At 70.5% G+C, this 15326-nt stretch carries 14 protein-coding genes; 12 read left to right on the top strand and 2 right to left on the bottom strand.

Features of this window, described 5'->3' with window-relative positions; all coding sequences use genetic code 11:
- The coding region (locus ACWDSL_RS45780; RefSeq protein ID WP_450494702.1) for a transporter substrate-binding domain-containing protein at positions 1 to 741 on the top strand (741 nt) is incomplete at its 5' end.
- Between the two features lie 111 nt (positions 742 to 852).
- Here the strand turns inward: ACWDSL_RS45780 and ACWDSL_RS45785 are convergent.
- On the bottom strand, positions 853 to 1431 hold the full coding sequence (locus ACWDSL_RS45785) for a MarR family winged helix-turn-helix transcriptional regulator (protein ID WP_450494704.1): 579 nt from the start codon (positions 1429 to 1431) through the stop codon (positions 853 to 855).
- A 98-nt stretch (positions 1432 to 1529) separates the two neighbouring features.
- On the opposite strand from ACWDSL_RS45785, the gene ACWDSL_RS45790 reads away from it, so the two are divergent.
- Together ACWDSL_RS45790 and ACWDSL_RS45795 are read left to right on the top strand one after the other, a co-directional pair.
- Positions 1530 to 2645 (top strand): amidohydrolase family protein, encoded by a 1116-nt coding sequence (locus ACWDSL_RS45790; protein WP_450494706.1) that lies wholly within the window; start codon positions 1530 to 1532, stop codon positions 2643 to 2645.
- A 122-nt stretch (positions 2646 to 2767) separates the two neighbouring features.
- Entirely contained in the window at positions 2768 to 3268 is a 501-nt protein-coding gene (locus ACWDSL_RS45795) for a cupin domain-containing protein (RefSeq protein WP_450494708.1), read from the top strand.
- A 23-nt stretch (positions 3269 to 3291) separates the two neighbouring features.
- Here the strand turns inward: ACWDSL_RS45795 and ACWDSL_RS45800 are convergent, their stop codons facing one another.
- Positions 3292 to 5244 (bottom strand): glycoside hydrolase 5 family protein, encoded by a 1953-nt coding sequence (locus ACWDSL_RS45800; protein ID WP_450494710.1) that lies wholly within the window; start codon positions 5242 to 5244, stop codon positions 3292 to 3294.
- Between the two features lie 372 nt (positions 5245 to 5616).
- Between ACWDSL_RS45800 and ACWDSL_RS45805 the strand changes: the two genes are divergently transcribed.
- From ACWDSL_RS45805 to ACWDSL_RS45845, 9 genes are all read left to right on the top strand, one after another.
- The gene (locus tag ACWDSL_RS45805) at positions 5617 to 7302 is read left to right on the top strand and encodes an ABC transporter substrate-binding protein (protein ID WP_450494711.1); all 1686 of its coding nucleotides are present in this window, start codon (positions 5617 to 5619) and stop codon (positions 7300 to 7302) included.
- Between the two features lie 12 nt (positions 7303 to 7314).
- Complete coding sequence (locus ACWDSL_RS45810; protein ID WP_450494713.1) at positions 7315 to 8298, top strand: ABC transporter permease; 984 nt, start codon at positions 7315 to 7317, stop codon at positions 8296 to 8298.
- A complete protein-coding gene (locus tag ACWDSL_RS45815; RefSeq protein ID WP_450494714.1) occupies positions 8295 to 9209 on the top strand; it encodes an ABC transporter permease in 915 nt (304 codons plus the stop codon). Before ACWDSL_RS45810 ends, ACWDSL_RS45815 begins: the two co-directional genes overlap by 4 nt.
- A complete protein-coding gene (locus ACWDSL_RS45820) occupies positions 9206 to 10243 on the top strand; it encodes an ABC transporter ATP-binding protein (RefSeq protein WP_450494716.1) in 1038 nt (345 codons plus the stop codon). Before ACWDSL_RS45815 ends, ACWDSL_RS45820 begins: the two co-directional genes overlap by 4 nt.
- Positions 10240 to 11259 carry an ABC transporter ATP-binding protein gene (locus tag ACWDSL_RS45825; protein ID WP_450494717.1) on the top strand — a complete coding sequence of 340 codons (1020 nt, stop codon included), beginning with the start codon at positions 10240 to 10242 and terminating at the stop codon, positions 11257 to 11259. The genes ACWDSL_RS45820 and ACWDSL_RS45825 overlap by 4 nt, the downstream gene beginning before the upstream one ends.
- An 89-nt stretch (positions 11260 to 11348) precedes the next feature.
- Positions 11349 to 12116, top strand: a complete 768-nt coding sequence (locus tag ACWDSL_RS45830; RefSeq protein WP_193383787.1) for a GntR family transcriptional regulator — start codon at positions 11349 to 11351, stop codon at positions 12114 to 12116.
- A gap of 251 nt (positions 12117 to 12367) precedes the next feature.
- Entirely contained in the window at positions 12368 to 13357 is a 990-nt protein-coding gene (locus ACWDSL_RS45835; protein WP_450494718.1) for a sugar ABC transporter substrate-binding protein, read from the top strand.
- Positions 13354 to 14397, top strand: coding sequence for an ABC transporter permease (locus tag ACWDSL_RS45840; RefSeq protein ID WP_450494719.1), 1044 nt, complete (start codon positions 13354 to 13356; stop codon positions 14395 to 14397). Before ACWDSL_RS45835 ends, ACWDSL_RS45840 begins: the two co-directional genes overlap by 4 nt.
- On the top strand, positions 14394 to 15257 hold the full coding sequence (locus ACWDSL_RS45845; protein ID WP_450494721.1) for an ATP-binding cassette domain-containing protein: 864 nt from the start codon (positions 14394 to 14396) through the stop codon (positions 15255 to 15257). The genes ACWDSL_RS45840 and ACWDSL_RS45845 overlap by 4 nt, the downstream gene beginning before the upstream one ends.
- The last annotated feature ends 69 nt before the right edge of the window (positions 15258 to 15326 follow it).

Consider the following 15326-nt stretch of genomic DNA (forward strand, 5'->3'; position numbering starts at 1 on the left):
GCCGCGCCCGCCGCCACGGCCAAGCACCAGCGCGGCACCCTGCTGGACCGGGTGCCCGAGCGCGGCGTGCTGCGCGTATGCACCACGGGCGACTACCGCCCCTTCACCCACCGCGATGCCAAGACCGGCGACTACACCGGTATCGATATCGACATGGCCCGCGATCTGGCCAAGAGCCTGGACGCCAAGCCCGCGTTCGTCGCCACGTCCTGGGCCAAGCTGGTGGACGATCTGGCGGCCGGGCGCTGCGACGTCGCCATGGGCGGGGTGTCGGTGACCCTGGCCCGGGCCCGTAAGGCGTACTTCAGCGACCCGTATCTGACCGACGGCAAGACCCCGGTGGTGCGGTGCGAGGACGAGCAGAAGTACCAGACGCTGGAGGACATCGACCAGCCGGGCGTGCGGGTGATCGTCAACCCGGGCGGTACGAATGAGCAGTTCGCCCGCGCTCACATCAAGCAGGCCACCCTCACCGTCCACCCCGACAACACCACGATCTTCGACGAGATCATCGCGGGCCGCGCCGATGTGATGATGACCGACGCCAGCGAGACCCGCTACCAGGCGAAGATCCACCCGGAGCTGTGCGCCGTCCACCCCGACAAGCCGTTCTCCTTCTCGGAGAAGGCGTATGCGCTGCCGCGCGGCGACGGCGAGTTCAAGGAGTACGTCGACCAGTGGGTGCACCTGGCGACGCACGACGGTACGTACGCCAAGTACGAGCAGGAATGGATGAAATGAGGGAAGGCGCGGGGCCGTTCAAGTCGTGAACGTCTCCAGCGAGGCGGCCTCGCATATGGGCGGGCCGGGCGGGCGGCCGGTGGTCGAGGGTGCGCGCGGCCGCCCGGGATTTCAGCCGCCGCCCGGCGGGTTCGGGCGCGTGGCTGCGCGCAGCAGCGCGTCGAGCGCCCGGTCCAGGCCGTCCCGCTGCTCGGCGGTGAGCTCGGCGACCAGCGCGCTCAGGTCGGCGTTGAGGTCGGTGAACGCGGCGTCGACCACCTGGCGGCCCCGGTCTGTGAGGGCGACCCGGAAGCTTCGCCGGTCCTCGGCGTCGAGGCTGCGCTCCACCAGCCCGGCCTGTTCGAGGCGGTCCAGCCGCTTGGTCATACCGGCCCGCGACATCATCAACTCCGCCGAGAGCACCGAGGGGCTGAGGGTGTAGGGGGCGCCGACCCGCCGCAGTGTGGCGAGCACGTCGAAGTCGCCCCGCCCGATGCCGTGCCGCTCGACGGCCCGCTCGCCCAACGGGCCGACGATGTTCTCGGCGACGAACGACAGTCGCCCGGCGGTCGCCAGCGCCGTCACATCCAGATCGGGGCGCTCCCGGCGCCAGTCCGTCAGGATCCTGTCCACCACGCCGGGTTGGCCGTCGCCGTCGTTCTCGCCGTCGCCCCCGTCGCCGTCGCCGTATGCGGGCCCGCCTTTGCTCATGTCCCGGGAGTCTAGTTGCCGGAATACAGTTTGCCATGAATATAGTTCGCTGGAGTACTATCTTCTGGTGAACTACTTCGGCTGCTCGGGGAGCTTCCATGCGCACTCTCATCCGTGACGTCCGCGTCTTCGACGGCGAGCGGGCCATCGCCCGTACGCACGTCCTCATCGACGGCGACCGCATCGCCGCGTACGACGGCGGCCACGCGGAGGTGGAGGTCGACGGCGCCGGCCGGACCCTTCTCCCGGGCCTGATCGACGCCCACACCCACACCTTCGACGGCAGCCTCGCTCAAGCGCTCACCTTCGGAGTGACGACCGAGCTGGACATGTTCTGCCTCCCGCCGAACCTGGCGCGGCAGCGCCGGCTGGCGGCGGACCGGGACGACGTCGCCGACCTGCGCAGCGCCGGGGTCCTCGCCACGGCCCCCGGCGGTCATCCGTCCGGGGTCATGGCGATGGTCGCGCCCATGCTGGAGCGTCCCGAGGACGCCAACGGGCCGTTCGAGACCATCACCGATCCCGCGCAGGCCGAGGCGTTCGTCGCGGCCCGCGCCGCCGAGGGCAGCGACTACCTGAAGTTCGTGATCGACGACGGCTCGGCCGCCGGAACGCCGGTTCCGACCCTGGGCGCCGACATCGCGACCGCCCTCGTCGCGGCGGCCCGCGCCGTGGGGCTGCGCACGATCGCGCACGCGGTCACCGCCGAGGAGGCCGAGACGGCGCTGGACGCGGGTGCCGACGGGCTGTCCCACGTCTGGGCGGACACCGCCCCCGGCGACCCGGCCGCCGACACGCTCGCCGCCCGGATCGCCGCCCAGGGCGTCTTCGTGATCAGCGCGATCGTCAACTATGAGGTGTACGGGGGCGACGGCGCCGCCCGTGCCGCGAACGCCGCCTACGCGGCCGGGGCACTGCACCGGGCGGGGGTGCCGCTGCTGGCCGGCACCGACGCCAACCCCTTCGCCCCGCTGCACGGCGACGGCCTGCACCGCGAGCTGGAGCTGCTGGTCCAGGCCGGGCTCACCCCGCTGGAGGCACTGGCTGCGGGCACCAGCGTCCCGGCCCGCCACTTCGGCCTGGCCGACCGGGGCCGGATCGCCCCCGGGCTGCGGGCCGACCTGCTCCTGGTCGACGGCGACCCGACCCGGGACATCACCGCCGGCCGTGCCATCGCCGAGGTGTGGCGGCGCGGGGTGCGCCAGCGCCGCTGACCGGGCCGCCGCACGCACCGCACGGCCGCACGTACCGCACAGCCGCACGTACCCACAGCCCCACCCACCGCACAGCCTCACCCACCGCACAGCCTCACCCACCGCACAGACAAGGAACCGCGATGTCAGAAGCCCGCTTCCTCCTGCTCGGCCCCGGTCAGGCCCGACCGGGCCGGGTCCCCATGCCCCCGGCCTTCGCCGTGAAGGCGGCCACCGACGACACCGAGGGCCGGTTCTCCCTGCTGGAGGTGGTGCTCGCCCGCGACATCCCGCGCCACACCCACCACGCGGCGGACGAGTGCGTCTACGTCCTGGAAGGCGAACTCGGGGTCGAGTTCGACGACCGGACCTTCACGGCGGCGCCGGGGACGTTCGTCCTGCTGCCCAAGGGCGTCCCGCACGCCCTGCGCCGCGTCTCGGACCCGCCGCCCCGCGTGCTCCAGATCTCCTCGCCCGGTGGGTGGGAGTGCTATCTGGAGGACCTGTTCGAGGCGGGGCCGTCCGTGCTCACCGACGGACAGCTCGACCCGGTGAAGATCAATCCGATCGCGGCCCGCCACGACATCCACTACGAGGAGCACGAGGAGCACGAGGAGCACGAGGAGCCGGCGCGGCCGCAGTAGCGATCCGCCGACTCGCCCGCCCCTCAGCCTTCCAGCCGCAGCACCCGCACCCCGTACGGCTCCAGGACCACCGTCTCCGCCGGGGAGCCGTCCAACGTGGTGAGCCTGCCGTCGGCCACCGCCGGCTTCACCGACAGCTCCTCGTCCGCCTGGCTGACCAGCCAGACGAAGACCCGGCCGTCCTCGTGGACCAGGCGGTCCACGGCGATACGGGGGTCGGAGGTGGTGACCGGGCGGCGGACGCCGGCGTGGGCGGCGAGGGCGTCGTACAGCGTGCTGGTCGCCTCGGGGTTGACGCGGGGGGTGACGGCCGCCATGTGCTCGATCGGATAGGTGCAGAAGACCACGCAGCCCTCGCCGGTCTCGCGCAGCAGCAGCGCGGGGCGGCCGTGGCCGTCGACCGCGAGGACCTGCGCGCCGTCGGGTTCGACGGGGAGGAAGACGCGGCTGTTGTCGGTGCCCGCGGCGCGGAAGGTGAGCCGGGCGCCCTCGGGGAGGGTGCCGAAGGCGCGGGTGAGGGTGAAGGTCACCTCGTCGTCCTCGATCGGGTCGACCAGGCCGTACTCCAGCTGGTGGCGGACGCCGAAGAGCTCGTTCAGATGGGCGTACCAGGGGCCGCGCTGCTCGTCGTGGGCGCCGGGGGAGTACGAGACATAGACCGTGGCGCCGTCCCGGGCCCGGCGCTCCAGCTCGTACCAGGTGGGGGAGAGGAGCTGCTTGGTGGAGGGGACCAGCCACAGCCGTACGTCGGTGGGCAGCGCGCCGTCGCTTTCGCGCACCACCGCCGCCGGGGCGTCGGCGAGCCGGGCGGCGAGCCAGGCCTGGCGGCCGGTCTGCTGGACGTAGCCGCGGTCCTCGGCGCGGGTGAACGGGTAGAGGGTGTCGAGGTAGGAGGAGACCAGCAGGGCCGTATCGGTGTCGGCGCGGTGGCAGCGGGGGAAGTCCACCGCGCTCAGCACCTCGGAGAAGGCGCGCAGCTCGCGCAGTTGCGGCTTGGGGACACCGGCGGTGTCGGTGAGGCCGAAGTGCATCTCGAAGGCGTGATGGCGGTACGGGGGCTGCTCGCTCAGGTTGTCGTAGTCGGTGTTGTTCCAGGCGACCCAGCCGGTCGCCCCGGCCAGCAGGCTGTTGTGCAGGGTCTGCCGGTAGTAGCGGGCGGCGCCGGGGCCCGAGGCGAAGTCGGAGCTGACGCCGAACTCTTCCAGGACGACGGGGCGCTGGAAGGTGCCGGTCAGCTCGCACACCCAGGCGGCGGCGTAGTGCTGCCGGACCGGGTCGTTCTCCATGCGGTAGACGTGCGGGCCGAGGAAGTCGCACAGCTCGGCGGTGTCCTGGAGCCGGAAGCCGTTGTCGTGGCCGGAGTTCTCCAGGCCCCAGGCGCCGTCGCCGAGCGAGACGGGCTGGGTGCCGCCGCCGGCCCGTACGGCGTCGATCAGGATCTGGGCCCAGGCCGCGACCGCCTCGCGCTCCGCGGGCACCTGGCCGGAGCGTACGCCGGGCTGGCGGCCGTAGATCGGCATCTCGTTGGAGACCAGCCAGCCGGCCACCGCGGGGTGGGCGGCGAAGCGGCGCACCGTCTCGCGGGCGAACCACGCCTGGCGGGACACCAGCCACACATCGCTGTACAGATCGCGGTCGCCGCGCCAGGCGGGGTCCCAGTTCTCGCCGGACATATGGCCGACGAGGAAGGTGGGGACGGTGGTCATGCCGAGCGCCTGGTGGCGGTCGAGGAAGTCGGCGAAGCGCGCGCACAGCTCCGTATCGAGGCGGTCGGGGGCGGGCATGAAGTCCGGCCAGTAGAAGAACGACCGGGTCATGTTCAGCCCGTGGTCCCGCAGTACGCGCAGCTCGGCGTCGACGACCTCGGGGTCGTACGAGCGCCACATCAGCGGACCGCCGGTGCGCGACCAGTAGTTGGCGCCGAGCCAGATGACGGGTCGGTCGCCGACGGTGAGCCGTGCGGACGTGCGCTGCATCTGCGAACTCTCCCTCAGGCAGGGGGCGTCAGGGATGCGGCCCGGTGCGGACGGGCGGTGCCGCGCAGCAAGCAGTGAACGGCTTTACCGGTTTAGTGTCAACACTTCGGACAAGGTTCGTACGCATCGCCGCCCGGCGGTCTTGATCGTCCAACATTGGCTGTACGGGGCGGCTTTCGGCCGGGACCTGGGTGTTCGACGGGTTCGACTGGTCCGGTTCAGTGAAGGTGTCGTGTCGGCACTATTGACACCCTCTTCCGGGCGCCCTTAATTTCGCGGCCCCGGAGGTGCGCGGACCGCCGTCCGGCATGCGCCCTGTGAACCCGCACCGCTTCGACCCGCACAGCTTCGACCGCACACCGAGGGGAACCCATGATCTCGACGACAACGGCCGGTCCGCGCCGCGCGCTCGCCGCCGGGGCCGCGCTCACGCTCACCGTCACGCTCGCCGCCTGCGGCGGGGGCAAGAACAACAACGGCGGGTCGGGCGGGGTGCTGACCGTTGCCACGGGATCCACGGGCAACTTCATCCGGAACTTCAATCCGTTCGCCCCGCAGCCGCTCCAGGCGACGCACGGAATGATCTACGAGCCGCTGTTCCATCTGAACGCGGCGAAGGCCGGGGAGATCGAGCCGTGGCTGGCCACCAAATACACCTGGTCGGACGGCGGTAAGACGCTCCGTGTCACGGTACGCACCAACGCCACCTGGAACGACGGAAAGCCCTTCACCGCCGAGGACGTCGCCTGGACCTTCCAGATGGCGAAGGAGAGCAAGGCGCAGAATCAGTACGCCCTTCCCATCGCCTCGGCGAGCGCCGAGGGCAAGGACACGGCGCTGATCAAGTTCTCCAAGTCGGCTTACACCAAGGAATACTTCATCCTCGGCAAGATGAAGATGCTGCCCAAGCACATCTGGTCGAAGATCCCGGTCAAGGAGCGGGCGACCACGCTCAACACCAACCCCGTGGGCACCGGCGCGTGGAAGGTGAAATCCGTCAAGGGCACGACCATGGATCTGGTCGCCCGTGACGACTACTACTTCAAGGGCCTTCCGCATTTCAAGACCATGCGGTACCGGTCCTTCACCGGAAACAGCGCCGTCACCGCCGCGGTCACCTCCGGCCAGATCGACTGGGGCGGCGGTTTCATCCCCGACATCAAGAAGAACTACCTCGCCAAGGACAAGAATTTCGAACTCGTCAACATCCCCCTGGCGACCACGTTCTTCCTGCCCAACGCCAAGCAGGGCCCGACGGCCGACGTCAATGTCCGCAAGGCGATCAGCGCCGCCCTCGACCGTGAGTTCATGAACCGGAGCGTGTACGACGGACAGGCGCCCGTCGCCAACCCCATGGCGCTGCTGCTGCCCAACTACGAGTCCGTACTCGACCCGTCCCTGAAGGACGCCGTGATCGAGACCGGCCAGGGCAAGGTCGACCAGTATCTGACCGCCTCCGGATACACCAAATCGGGCGGCTCGTGGGAGAAGGACGGCAAGAAGCTGTCCGTGACGGTCGAGCTGGTCTCCGGCTGGACCGACTACGTCAGCGTCGCCCAGCTGGCCAAGCAGCAGCTCAAGAAGGCCGGGATCGAACTCGTCGTCAAGGCCGAATCGTACGCGCAGTGGTCCAACAACCGCGCCCGCGGCCAGTTCCAGATGCTGCTCGACAACAGCGGCTACACCCCCGACCCGCGTGCGTATTACGCCCAGCTGGTGGACAGCACCATCCCGCCGAAGATCGGTGAATCCACCAACGTCGGCAATTTCGGCCGCTATTCCAACCCGGCCATGGACAAGGCCCTGGACGAGATCGCGTCCACCAAGGACCCGGCGAAGCAGAAGCCCTGGTACTACAAGATCCAGCAGGAATTCGTCAAGGACATGCCGGCCATCCCGCTCTTCTACGGCCAGAACGAGCAGGAGTTCAACGGAAACCGCGTCACCGGATATCCCACCGAGGACAACCTCTACGCGGCCCCCTCCATCTGGCTCGACCCCGACGGCGGCTGGGTGGCAGCCCGTATCAAGCCCGTCAACGGTAAATCCGGTAAGTAAGGGCGCGGCAGCGTGCGCTATGTCCTGAGAAAGCTCGGCTTCTACGCCGTGGCCGCCTGGATGGCCGTCACCGTCAACTTCTTTCTGCCCCGGCTCATCCCCGGCGATCCGGTGCAGCTGATGATGACGCGGATGGCGCAGTCCGGGCCCGTGGAGCCGGGCCAGGAGGAGGCCCTGGCCAGCATGTTCGGGCTGGGCCACGGCAATATCGCGGTCCAGTACTGGGACTATCTGGGCTCCGTGGTCCATCTGGACTTCGGGCTCTCGGTCACCTACTTCCCCAGCCCCGTCACCGACGTGCTGCAGGACGCCCTGCCCTGGACGCTCGTCCTCGTCGGCGCCGCCACCCTCATCAGCTTCGTACTCGGTCTGACGCTCGGCACCCTCGCCGGCTGGCGGCGCGGCAGCTGGCTGGACTCCCTCGTCCCCTCCACCACCTTCCTCGCCGCCGTCCCCTACTTCTGGCTCGCGCTGCTGCTCCTCTACCTCTTCGGCCAGGTGTGGGGCGTACTGCCGCTGGGCGGCGGCTACGACGAGACGCTGGACATGGGGTTCAACGGCGACTTCCTCTCCTCCGCCGCCGAACACGCGGTGCTGCCCGCCGCCACCATCGTGCTCAGCTCGGTCGGCGGCTGGATGCTCGGCATGCGCAACATGATGGTCTCCACCCTCGCCGAGGACTACGTCACCGCCGCCGAGGCCAAGGGGCTGCGCCCGCGCACCGTCATGGTCGGCTACGCCGCCCGCAACGCCGTACTGCCCTCAGTCGCCGGCTTCGCCATCTCGCTCGGCTTCATCGTCAGCGGCTCGCTCGTCATGGAGATCGTCTTCTCCTATCCCGGGATGGGCTTCACCCTCCTCCAGGCCGTCGAGAACACCGACTACCCCCTGATGCAGGCGGTCTTCCTCGTCATCACCTTCGCCGTCCTGGCCGCCAACTTCCTGGTGGACCTGGTGTACGGCTTTGTCGACCCCCGGACCAGGCAGGCCCGATGACCGCCACCCTCCCCACCGCCACCACCGCCCCCGTACGCCCCGTCGGCGGCCGCGGGCTGCTGCGCCTGGCGCTGCGCTCCCGCCGGCTGGCCCTCGGCCTCGGCGTTCTCGCGGTCTTCGCGCTCACCGCGCTGATCGGCCCCTGGCTGGTCGACGACCCCGACGCGGTCAGCGTCGACCTGGGCCAGAGCCCCTCCGGGGCGCACTGGCTCGGCACCACCCAGACCGGCCAGGACGTCTTCGCCCAGCTCGTGGTCTCCGCCCGCGGCACCCTGCTGATCGGCGCCGCGGTCGCCGCCCTGGCCACCGCCGTCTCCGTCGTCATCGGCATCGGCGGCGGCTTCCTCGGCGGCGTCGCCGACGAGACCATCTCCCTGATCAGCAATGTCTTCCTGGTCATCCCCGGGCTGCCGCTGGTCATCGTGGTCTCGGCGTACGTCAAGGGCGGCGGGCTCTCCTCCACGATCTTCGCCATCGCCCTGACCAGCTGGGCGGCCTCCGCCCGGGTGCTGCGCGCCCAGACCCTCTCGCTGCGCACCCGCGACTACGTCCTGGCCGCACGGGTCTACGGGGAGAAGCGGTGGCGGATCGTGCTCGTGGAGATCGTCCCCAATGAACTGGCGATCATCGTCTCGCAGTTCATCCACGCGGCGATCTTCGCGGTGCTCACCCAGACCGGCCTGGCCTTCCTCGGCCTCGCCGACCTCTCCCATCTCACCTGGGGCACGATGCTCTACTTCGCCCAGGGCGCGGAGGCCCTGGCCGGTGGCGCCTGGTGGTGGTTCGTCCCGCCGGGGCTGTGCACCGCCCTCCTCGGCACCGCCCTGTCCCTCGTCAGCTTCGGCCTCGACGAGGTCCTGGACCCGCGGCTGCGCACCCGCCGCCCGCGGAAGGAGAAGAAAGAGCGATGAGCGACACCGTGCTGCGCGCCGAGCACCTCGACGTCGCGTACGAGGCGTACGACGGCACCCGCCCGACCCGGGCCGTCCGCGACGTCAGCTTCGAGCTGCGCCGCGGCGAACTGCTGGGCATCGCGGGCGAGTCCGGCTGCGGCAAGTCCACCCTCGCGTACGCCGTCGCCCGCTGTCTGCAGCCGCCCGCCCGGCTCACCGCCGGCTCCGTGACCTTCCACGGTCGCGACGGCGGCGAGAGCGATCTGCCGGCGCTGGAGGGCGAGGCGCTGCGCGCCTTCCGCTGGAACAAGCTGTCCATCGTCTTCCAGAGCGCGATGAACGCCCTCAACCCGGTGACCCGTATCGGCCGCCAGTTCGACGACATCTTCCGCGCGCACCGCCCCGGTATGCCTGGCCCCGAGCGCCAGGAGCGCGCCCGCGCCCTCCTCGACATGGTCGGCATCGACCCCGCCCGGATCCGCGCCTATCCGCATGAGCTGTCCGGGGGCATGCGCCAGCGCGTCGTCATCGCCATGGCGCTCGCCCTGGAGCCCGAGGTCGTCATCATGGACGAGCCGACGACCGCCCTCGACGTGGTCGTGCAGCGGGAAATCCTCGACGAGGTGGAGCGGCTGCGCGAGGAGCTGGGCTTCAGCGTCGTCTTCATCACCCACGACCTGTCCCTGCTGCTGGAGATCAGCGACCGGCTGGCCGTGATGTACGCGGGCTCCATCGTCGAGTACGGGCCGTGCGACCGCATCGCGCGGGGCGCGGGCCATCCGTACACCCAGGGGCTGCTGCGCTCGTTCCCCGAGCTGACCGGTGAGCGGCGCGCACTGCGCGGCATCCCCGGCTCGCCGCCCGATCTGCGCGAGGAGCTGGCCGGGTGCCCGTTCGCGGACCGCTGCGAGCGGGCGTTCGCGCCGTGCCGCACGGTCGCCCCGCGCCAGGTGGAGCTGCCGGGCGGGGGCCACGCCGCCTGCCATCTGCACGACCCGGCCCACGCCGCCGCCGCGGCGGCTGGGCCCCTGCCCGAGGGGAGCCGGCCGTGACCGCACTGGAGGTGACCGGGCTCACCGTCGACTTCCCACAGCCCGGCGGACGGCCCTTCCGGGCGGTCGACGGGGTCTCCTTCGCCCTGCGGGCCGGGCGCACCCTGGCGCTGGTGGGGGAGAGCGGCAGCGGTAAGTCGACCGTCGTACGCGCCCTGTCCCGGCTGGTGACGCCCACCGCCGGGGCGATCACCCTCGACGGGGCGCGGCGCACCCGTGGCGCGGACTACCGGCGGGCCGTGCAGATGGTCTTCCAGGACCCGTTCGCCTCCCTCAACCCGGCCCACACCATCGGCCACCATCTGCACCGGCCGCTGCTGGTCAACGGGAAGGCGCGGCGCGGGAACGACGTACGGGAGAAGGCGGAGGAACTTCTGCGGTCGGTCAACCTGACGCCGCCGGCCGATGTGGCCCGTAAGCGCCCTCATGAGCTGTCCGGAGGTCAGCGGCAGCGGGTGGCCATCGCCCGGGCGCTCGCGCCGGGCCCCCAGGTGCTGCTGGCCGATGAGCCGGTGTCGATGCTGGACGTCTCGATCCGGCTGGAGATCCTGGGCCTGCTGGACCGGCTCAAGGACGAGCGGGGCCTCGCCCTGCTGTATGTGACGCACGACCTGGCCACCGCGCGCCACTTCTCCTCCGAGGTGATGGTGATGTACCGGGGCGAGATCGTCGAGCGCGGCCCCAGCGACGAGGTGATCCTCGCCCCCAAGCACCCCTACACCCAGCTGCTGGCCTCGGCCGCGACCGGCTCCGGGGCCAAACGGGAGGAGGCGCGCGCGGCGCGGATCGCCCGGCTCGCGGCGCGGGCGCGGAGGGACGCGGAGCGGCGGGAGATCGTGGTCGGCGACGGCTGCCGGTTCCGGCCGCGCTGCCCGCTGGCCATGGACGCCTGTGCGCGCCGGCCGCCGGAGGCAGAGGTGGGCCCCGGGCACCGGGCGCTGTGCTGGCTGCACGCCGACGGCGCGGAGGGCACCAACAACGGCGGCGTTGACAGCGGTATCAGCAATCCCGGATAAGCTCTGCTAAGTTCTGCGTAGTTTGTCCGGACAACAGAACTTCACGACTTCCCGTCATGTGCTCGTCCGGCTACGCTCGCCCCGTGGCAATGCAGGAAGAAGGCTCTTCTGGCTCAGCGGAGGCGCTGCAGTTCAGCGTGGACCGCAGCAGCCCCGTCCCGCTGTACTTCCAGCTGTCCCAGCAGCTCGAAGCGGCGATCGAGCAGGGGCGGCTGGCCCCCGGCAGCCTGCTCGGCAATGAGATAGAGCTGGCAGGGCGGATGGGCCTGTCCCGTCCCACCGTCCGCCAGGCCATCCAGTCGCTGGTCGACAAGGGGCTGCTGGTGCGCCGCCGCGGCGTCGGCACCCAGGTGGTGCACAGCCAGGTCAAGCGCCCGCTCGAGCTGAGCAGCCTCTACGACGACCTGGAGACCGCGGGCCAGCGCCCCGCCACCCGCGTACTGCGCAACACCACCGAGCCCGCGACCGCCGAGGTCGCCGCCGCCCTCGGGGTCGCCGAGGGCACCGAGGTGGTGCTGATCGAGCGGCTGCGGCTGGCCCACGGCGAGCCCATGGCCCATCTGTGCAACCACCTCCCGGCTGGGCTGCTCAAGCTGGACAGCGCCGAGCTGGAGGAGACCGGTCTCTACCGCCTGATGCGCGCGGCCGGGATCACCCTGCACAGCGCCCGCCAGACGGTCGGCGCCCGCGCCGCCACCGCCGAGGAGGGCGAGCAGCTGGGCGAGCCGGCGGGCGCGCCGCTGCTGACCATGGCGCGGACGGCCTTCGACGACACCGGCCGGGCCGTCGAATACGGCTCGCATACGTACCGGGCCTCGCGCTACTCCTTCGAGTTCCAGCTGCTCGTACGCCCCTGAAAACTGCCGGCTCTCCCCTGGCTCCCCGCGTGAAAGGCCGCCCGAAGACGAACCGCCCCGGTAAAGCCCCCTGAGAAGCCCCCGGAAAAAGCCCCGGACCCCTGGCGTACACCCCCTGGACCCCGGCCGTGCACCGTGACGGATACTTGGGCGGCGCCCGGGCCGATCGGTCATGCCCGGACGCCCCGAAACGGGACGTCTTCGAGAAGGGCTGGGTCTTCGTGGCCAGGGTTGGGACAGGGGCACGTGCGTTGACCGCTGCCGTGCTTGCGGCGGTGCTGGGGTTCGCCTCGGCTGGATGCAGCAGTACGGGCGGCAAGCGCGCCGAGGAGCGGGCCGAGCAGGCGGCGAACGCTTCGGGGCGGGCGGCGGTGAACACCCCGAGGATGACCTTCGCCATGGTCACCCACTCCGGTGACGGAGACACCTTCTGGGACATCGTCCAGAGCGGGGCCGAGGAGGCCGCCCGCAAGGACAATGTGAAGTTCCTCTACGCCCACCACGAGGAGGGCAAGGACCAGGCCCAGCTCGTCCAGTCCTACATCGACCAGAAGGTCGACGGGCTGATCGTCACGCTCGCCAAGCCCGAGGCCATGGAGGCCGTGGTCAAGAAGGCCGAGAAGGCGGGCATACCGGTCATCACCGTCAACTCCGGGGCCGCGCAGTCCAAGTCCTTCGGGGCACTGAGCCACATCGGCCAGGACGAGACCATCGCGGGCGAGGCGGTCGGCGATGAGCTGAACAAGCGGGGCCGCAAGAAGGCCCTGTGCGTGCTGCACGAGCAGGGCAACGTCGGCCTTGAGCAGCGCTGCGACGGCGCCGAGAAGACCTTCGACGGCAAGCTGGAGCGGGTGTACGTCGAGGGCACCAACATGCCCGACGTCGAGTCCACGATCGAGGCGAAGCTCCAGTCCGACAAGGGCATCGACGCCGTCGTGACGCTCGGCGCGCCCTTCGCGGCCACCGCCGCCAAGGCGGCGGACCAGTCGGACAGCAAGGCGGAGATCGACACCTTCGACCTCAACGGCAAGGTCGCCGAGTCGCTCCAGAACGACACCCTCGGCTTCGCCGTCGACCAGCAGCCGTATCTGCAGGGCTACGAGGCCGTGGACCTGCTGTGGCTCTACCACTACAACGCCGATGTCCTCGGCGGCGGCCAGCCGGTCCTCACCGGCCCCCAGATCATCACGAAGGATGACGCCGCCGAGCTGGCCAAGTACACCAAGCGGGGGACCCGATGAGCGCGGACGCGCCACCCCTGACCAAGGACGACCGGCTGATCCACCGCTCGCTGCCGCGCCGGCTGGCCGGCCGCCCCGAGCTCGGCGCGATCGTCGGCGCCATCGCCGTCTTTGTCTTCTTCTCGGTCATCGCCGACAGCTTTCTGCAGTGGTCGAGCTTCAGCACGGTGCTGTACGCCGCCTCCACCATCGGGATCATGGCGACGCCGGTCGCGCTGCTGATGATCGGCGGCGAGTTCGATCTGTCGACCGGGGTGATGGTCACCTCCTCCGCGCTGATCTCGTCGATGTTCTCGTACCAGATGACGGCGAACGTCTGGGCCGGCATCGGGGTGTCCCTGCTGGCCACCCTCGCCATCGGGTTCTTCAACGGCTTTCTGCTGGTGCGCACCGGACTGCCGAGCTTCATCATCACGCTCGGCACCTTCCTGATCCTCCAGGGCTGCAACCTCGGCTTCACCAAGCTGATCAGCGAGACGGTCTCCACCAAGACCATCGCCGACATGCAGGGCTTCCCCGAGGCCCACAAGGTCTTCGCCTCACACCTGACGATCGGGGACGTCGATCTCCAGGTCACCGTCCTGTGGTGGTTCGGCCTGGTCGCGCTCGCCACCTGGATCCTGCTGCGCACCCGCGCCGGTAACTGGATCTTCGCGGTGGGCGGCGCCAAGGAGGCGGCCCGCGCGGTCGGCGTGCCCGTGAACCGCACCAAGATCGGGCTGTACATGGGGGTCGCCTTCGCGGCCTGGATCTCCGGGCAGCATCTGCTGTTCAACTACGACGTCGTCCAGTCCGGCGAGGGTGTGGGCAACGAGTTCCTGTACATCATCGCGGCCGTCATCGGCGGCTGTCTGCTGACCGGCGGCTACGGCTCGGCGATCGGCGCCGCCGTCGGCGCGTTCATCTTCGGCATGGCGAACAAGGGCATCGTGTACGCGCAGTGGAACGCGGACTGGTTCAAGTTCTTCCTCGGCGCGATGCTGCTGCTCGCCACGATGCTCAACTGGTGGGTCCGCAAGCGGGCGGAGGCCGTGAAATGACCACGACAGATACCGCCGCCGGCACCGCTGCCCGGGCGCCGCTGATCGAGCTGCGCGAGGTCAGCAAGAGCTACGGCAACGTCAAGGCGCTGCAGGGCGTCTCCCTCGAAGTGCGCGCCGGGGAGATCACCTGTGTCCTCGGCGACAACGGCGCGGGCAAGTCCACCCTCATCAAGATCGTGGCCGGACTGCACCAGCACGACGCCGGCAGCCTCACCATCGAGGGCGAGGAGGCCCGGCTCGGCTCGCCGCGCGAGGCCCTGGACCGCGGCATCGCCACGGTCTACCAGGACCTCGCGGTGGTGCCGCTGATGCCGGTGTGGCGCAACTTCTTCCTCGGCTCCGAGCCCCGGAAGGGCCGCGGCCCCTTCAAGCGGCTCGACGTGGAGATGATGCGCACCACGACCCGGGCGGCGCTGCTGCGCATGGGCATCGACCTGCGCGATGTCGACCAGCCCATCGGCACCCTCTCCGGCGGCGAACGGCAGTGTGTGGCCATCGCCCGCGCCGTCCACTTCGGCGCCAAGGTCCTCGTCCTGGACGAGCCGACGGCGGCGCTCGGCGTCAAGCAGTCCGGGGTGGTGCTCAAGTACGTCGCGGCCGCCCGTGACGCGGGTCTGGGTGTGGTGCTGATCACCCATAATCCGCACCACGCCCATCTCGTCGGCGACCGCTTCGTCCTCCTCAAGCGCGGCACGATGGCCGGCAGCCACCTCAAGTCGGAGATCGCGCTCGACGAGCTCACCCGCCAGATGGCGGGCGGCAGCGAGCTGGAACAGCTCAGCCACGAGCTCGCCCGCCCGACGGAGCCCATGAAGCTCATGAAGCCTGTGGAGAAGGGCGCGGTCGGCGAGGTCTGAGCGAACCCGGGGTCACGCCGGGCGCCGCATGGCGCGATCACCCGCCCTGGCGCGGGGCTCGCCATGCGG

The organism is Streptomyces sp. NPDC000941, assembly GCF_053599555.1.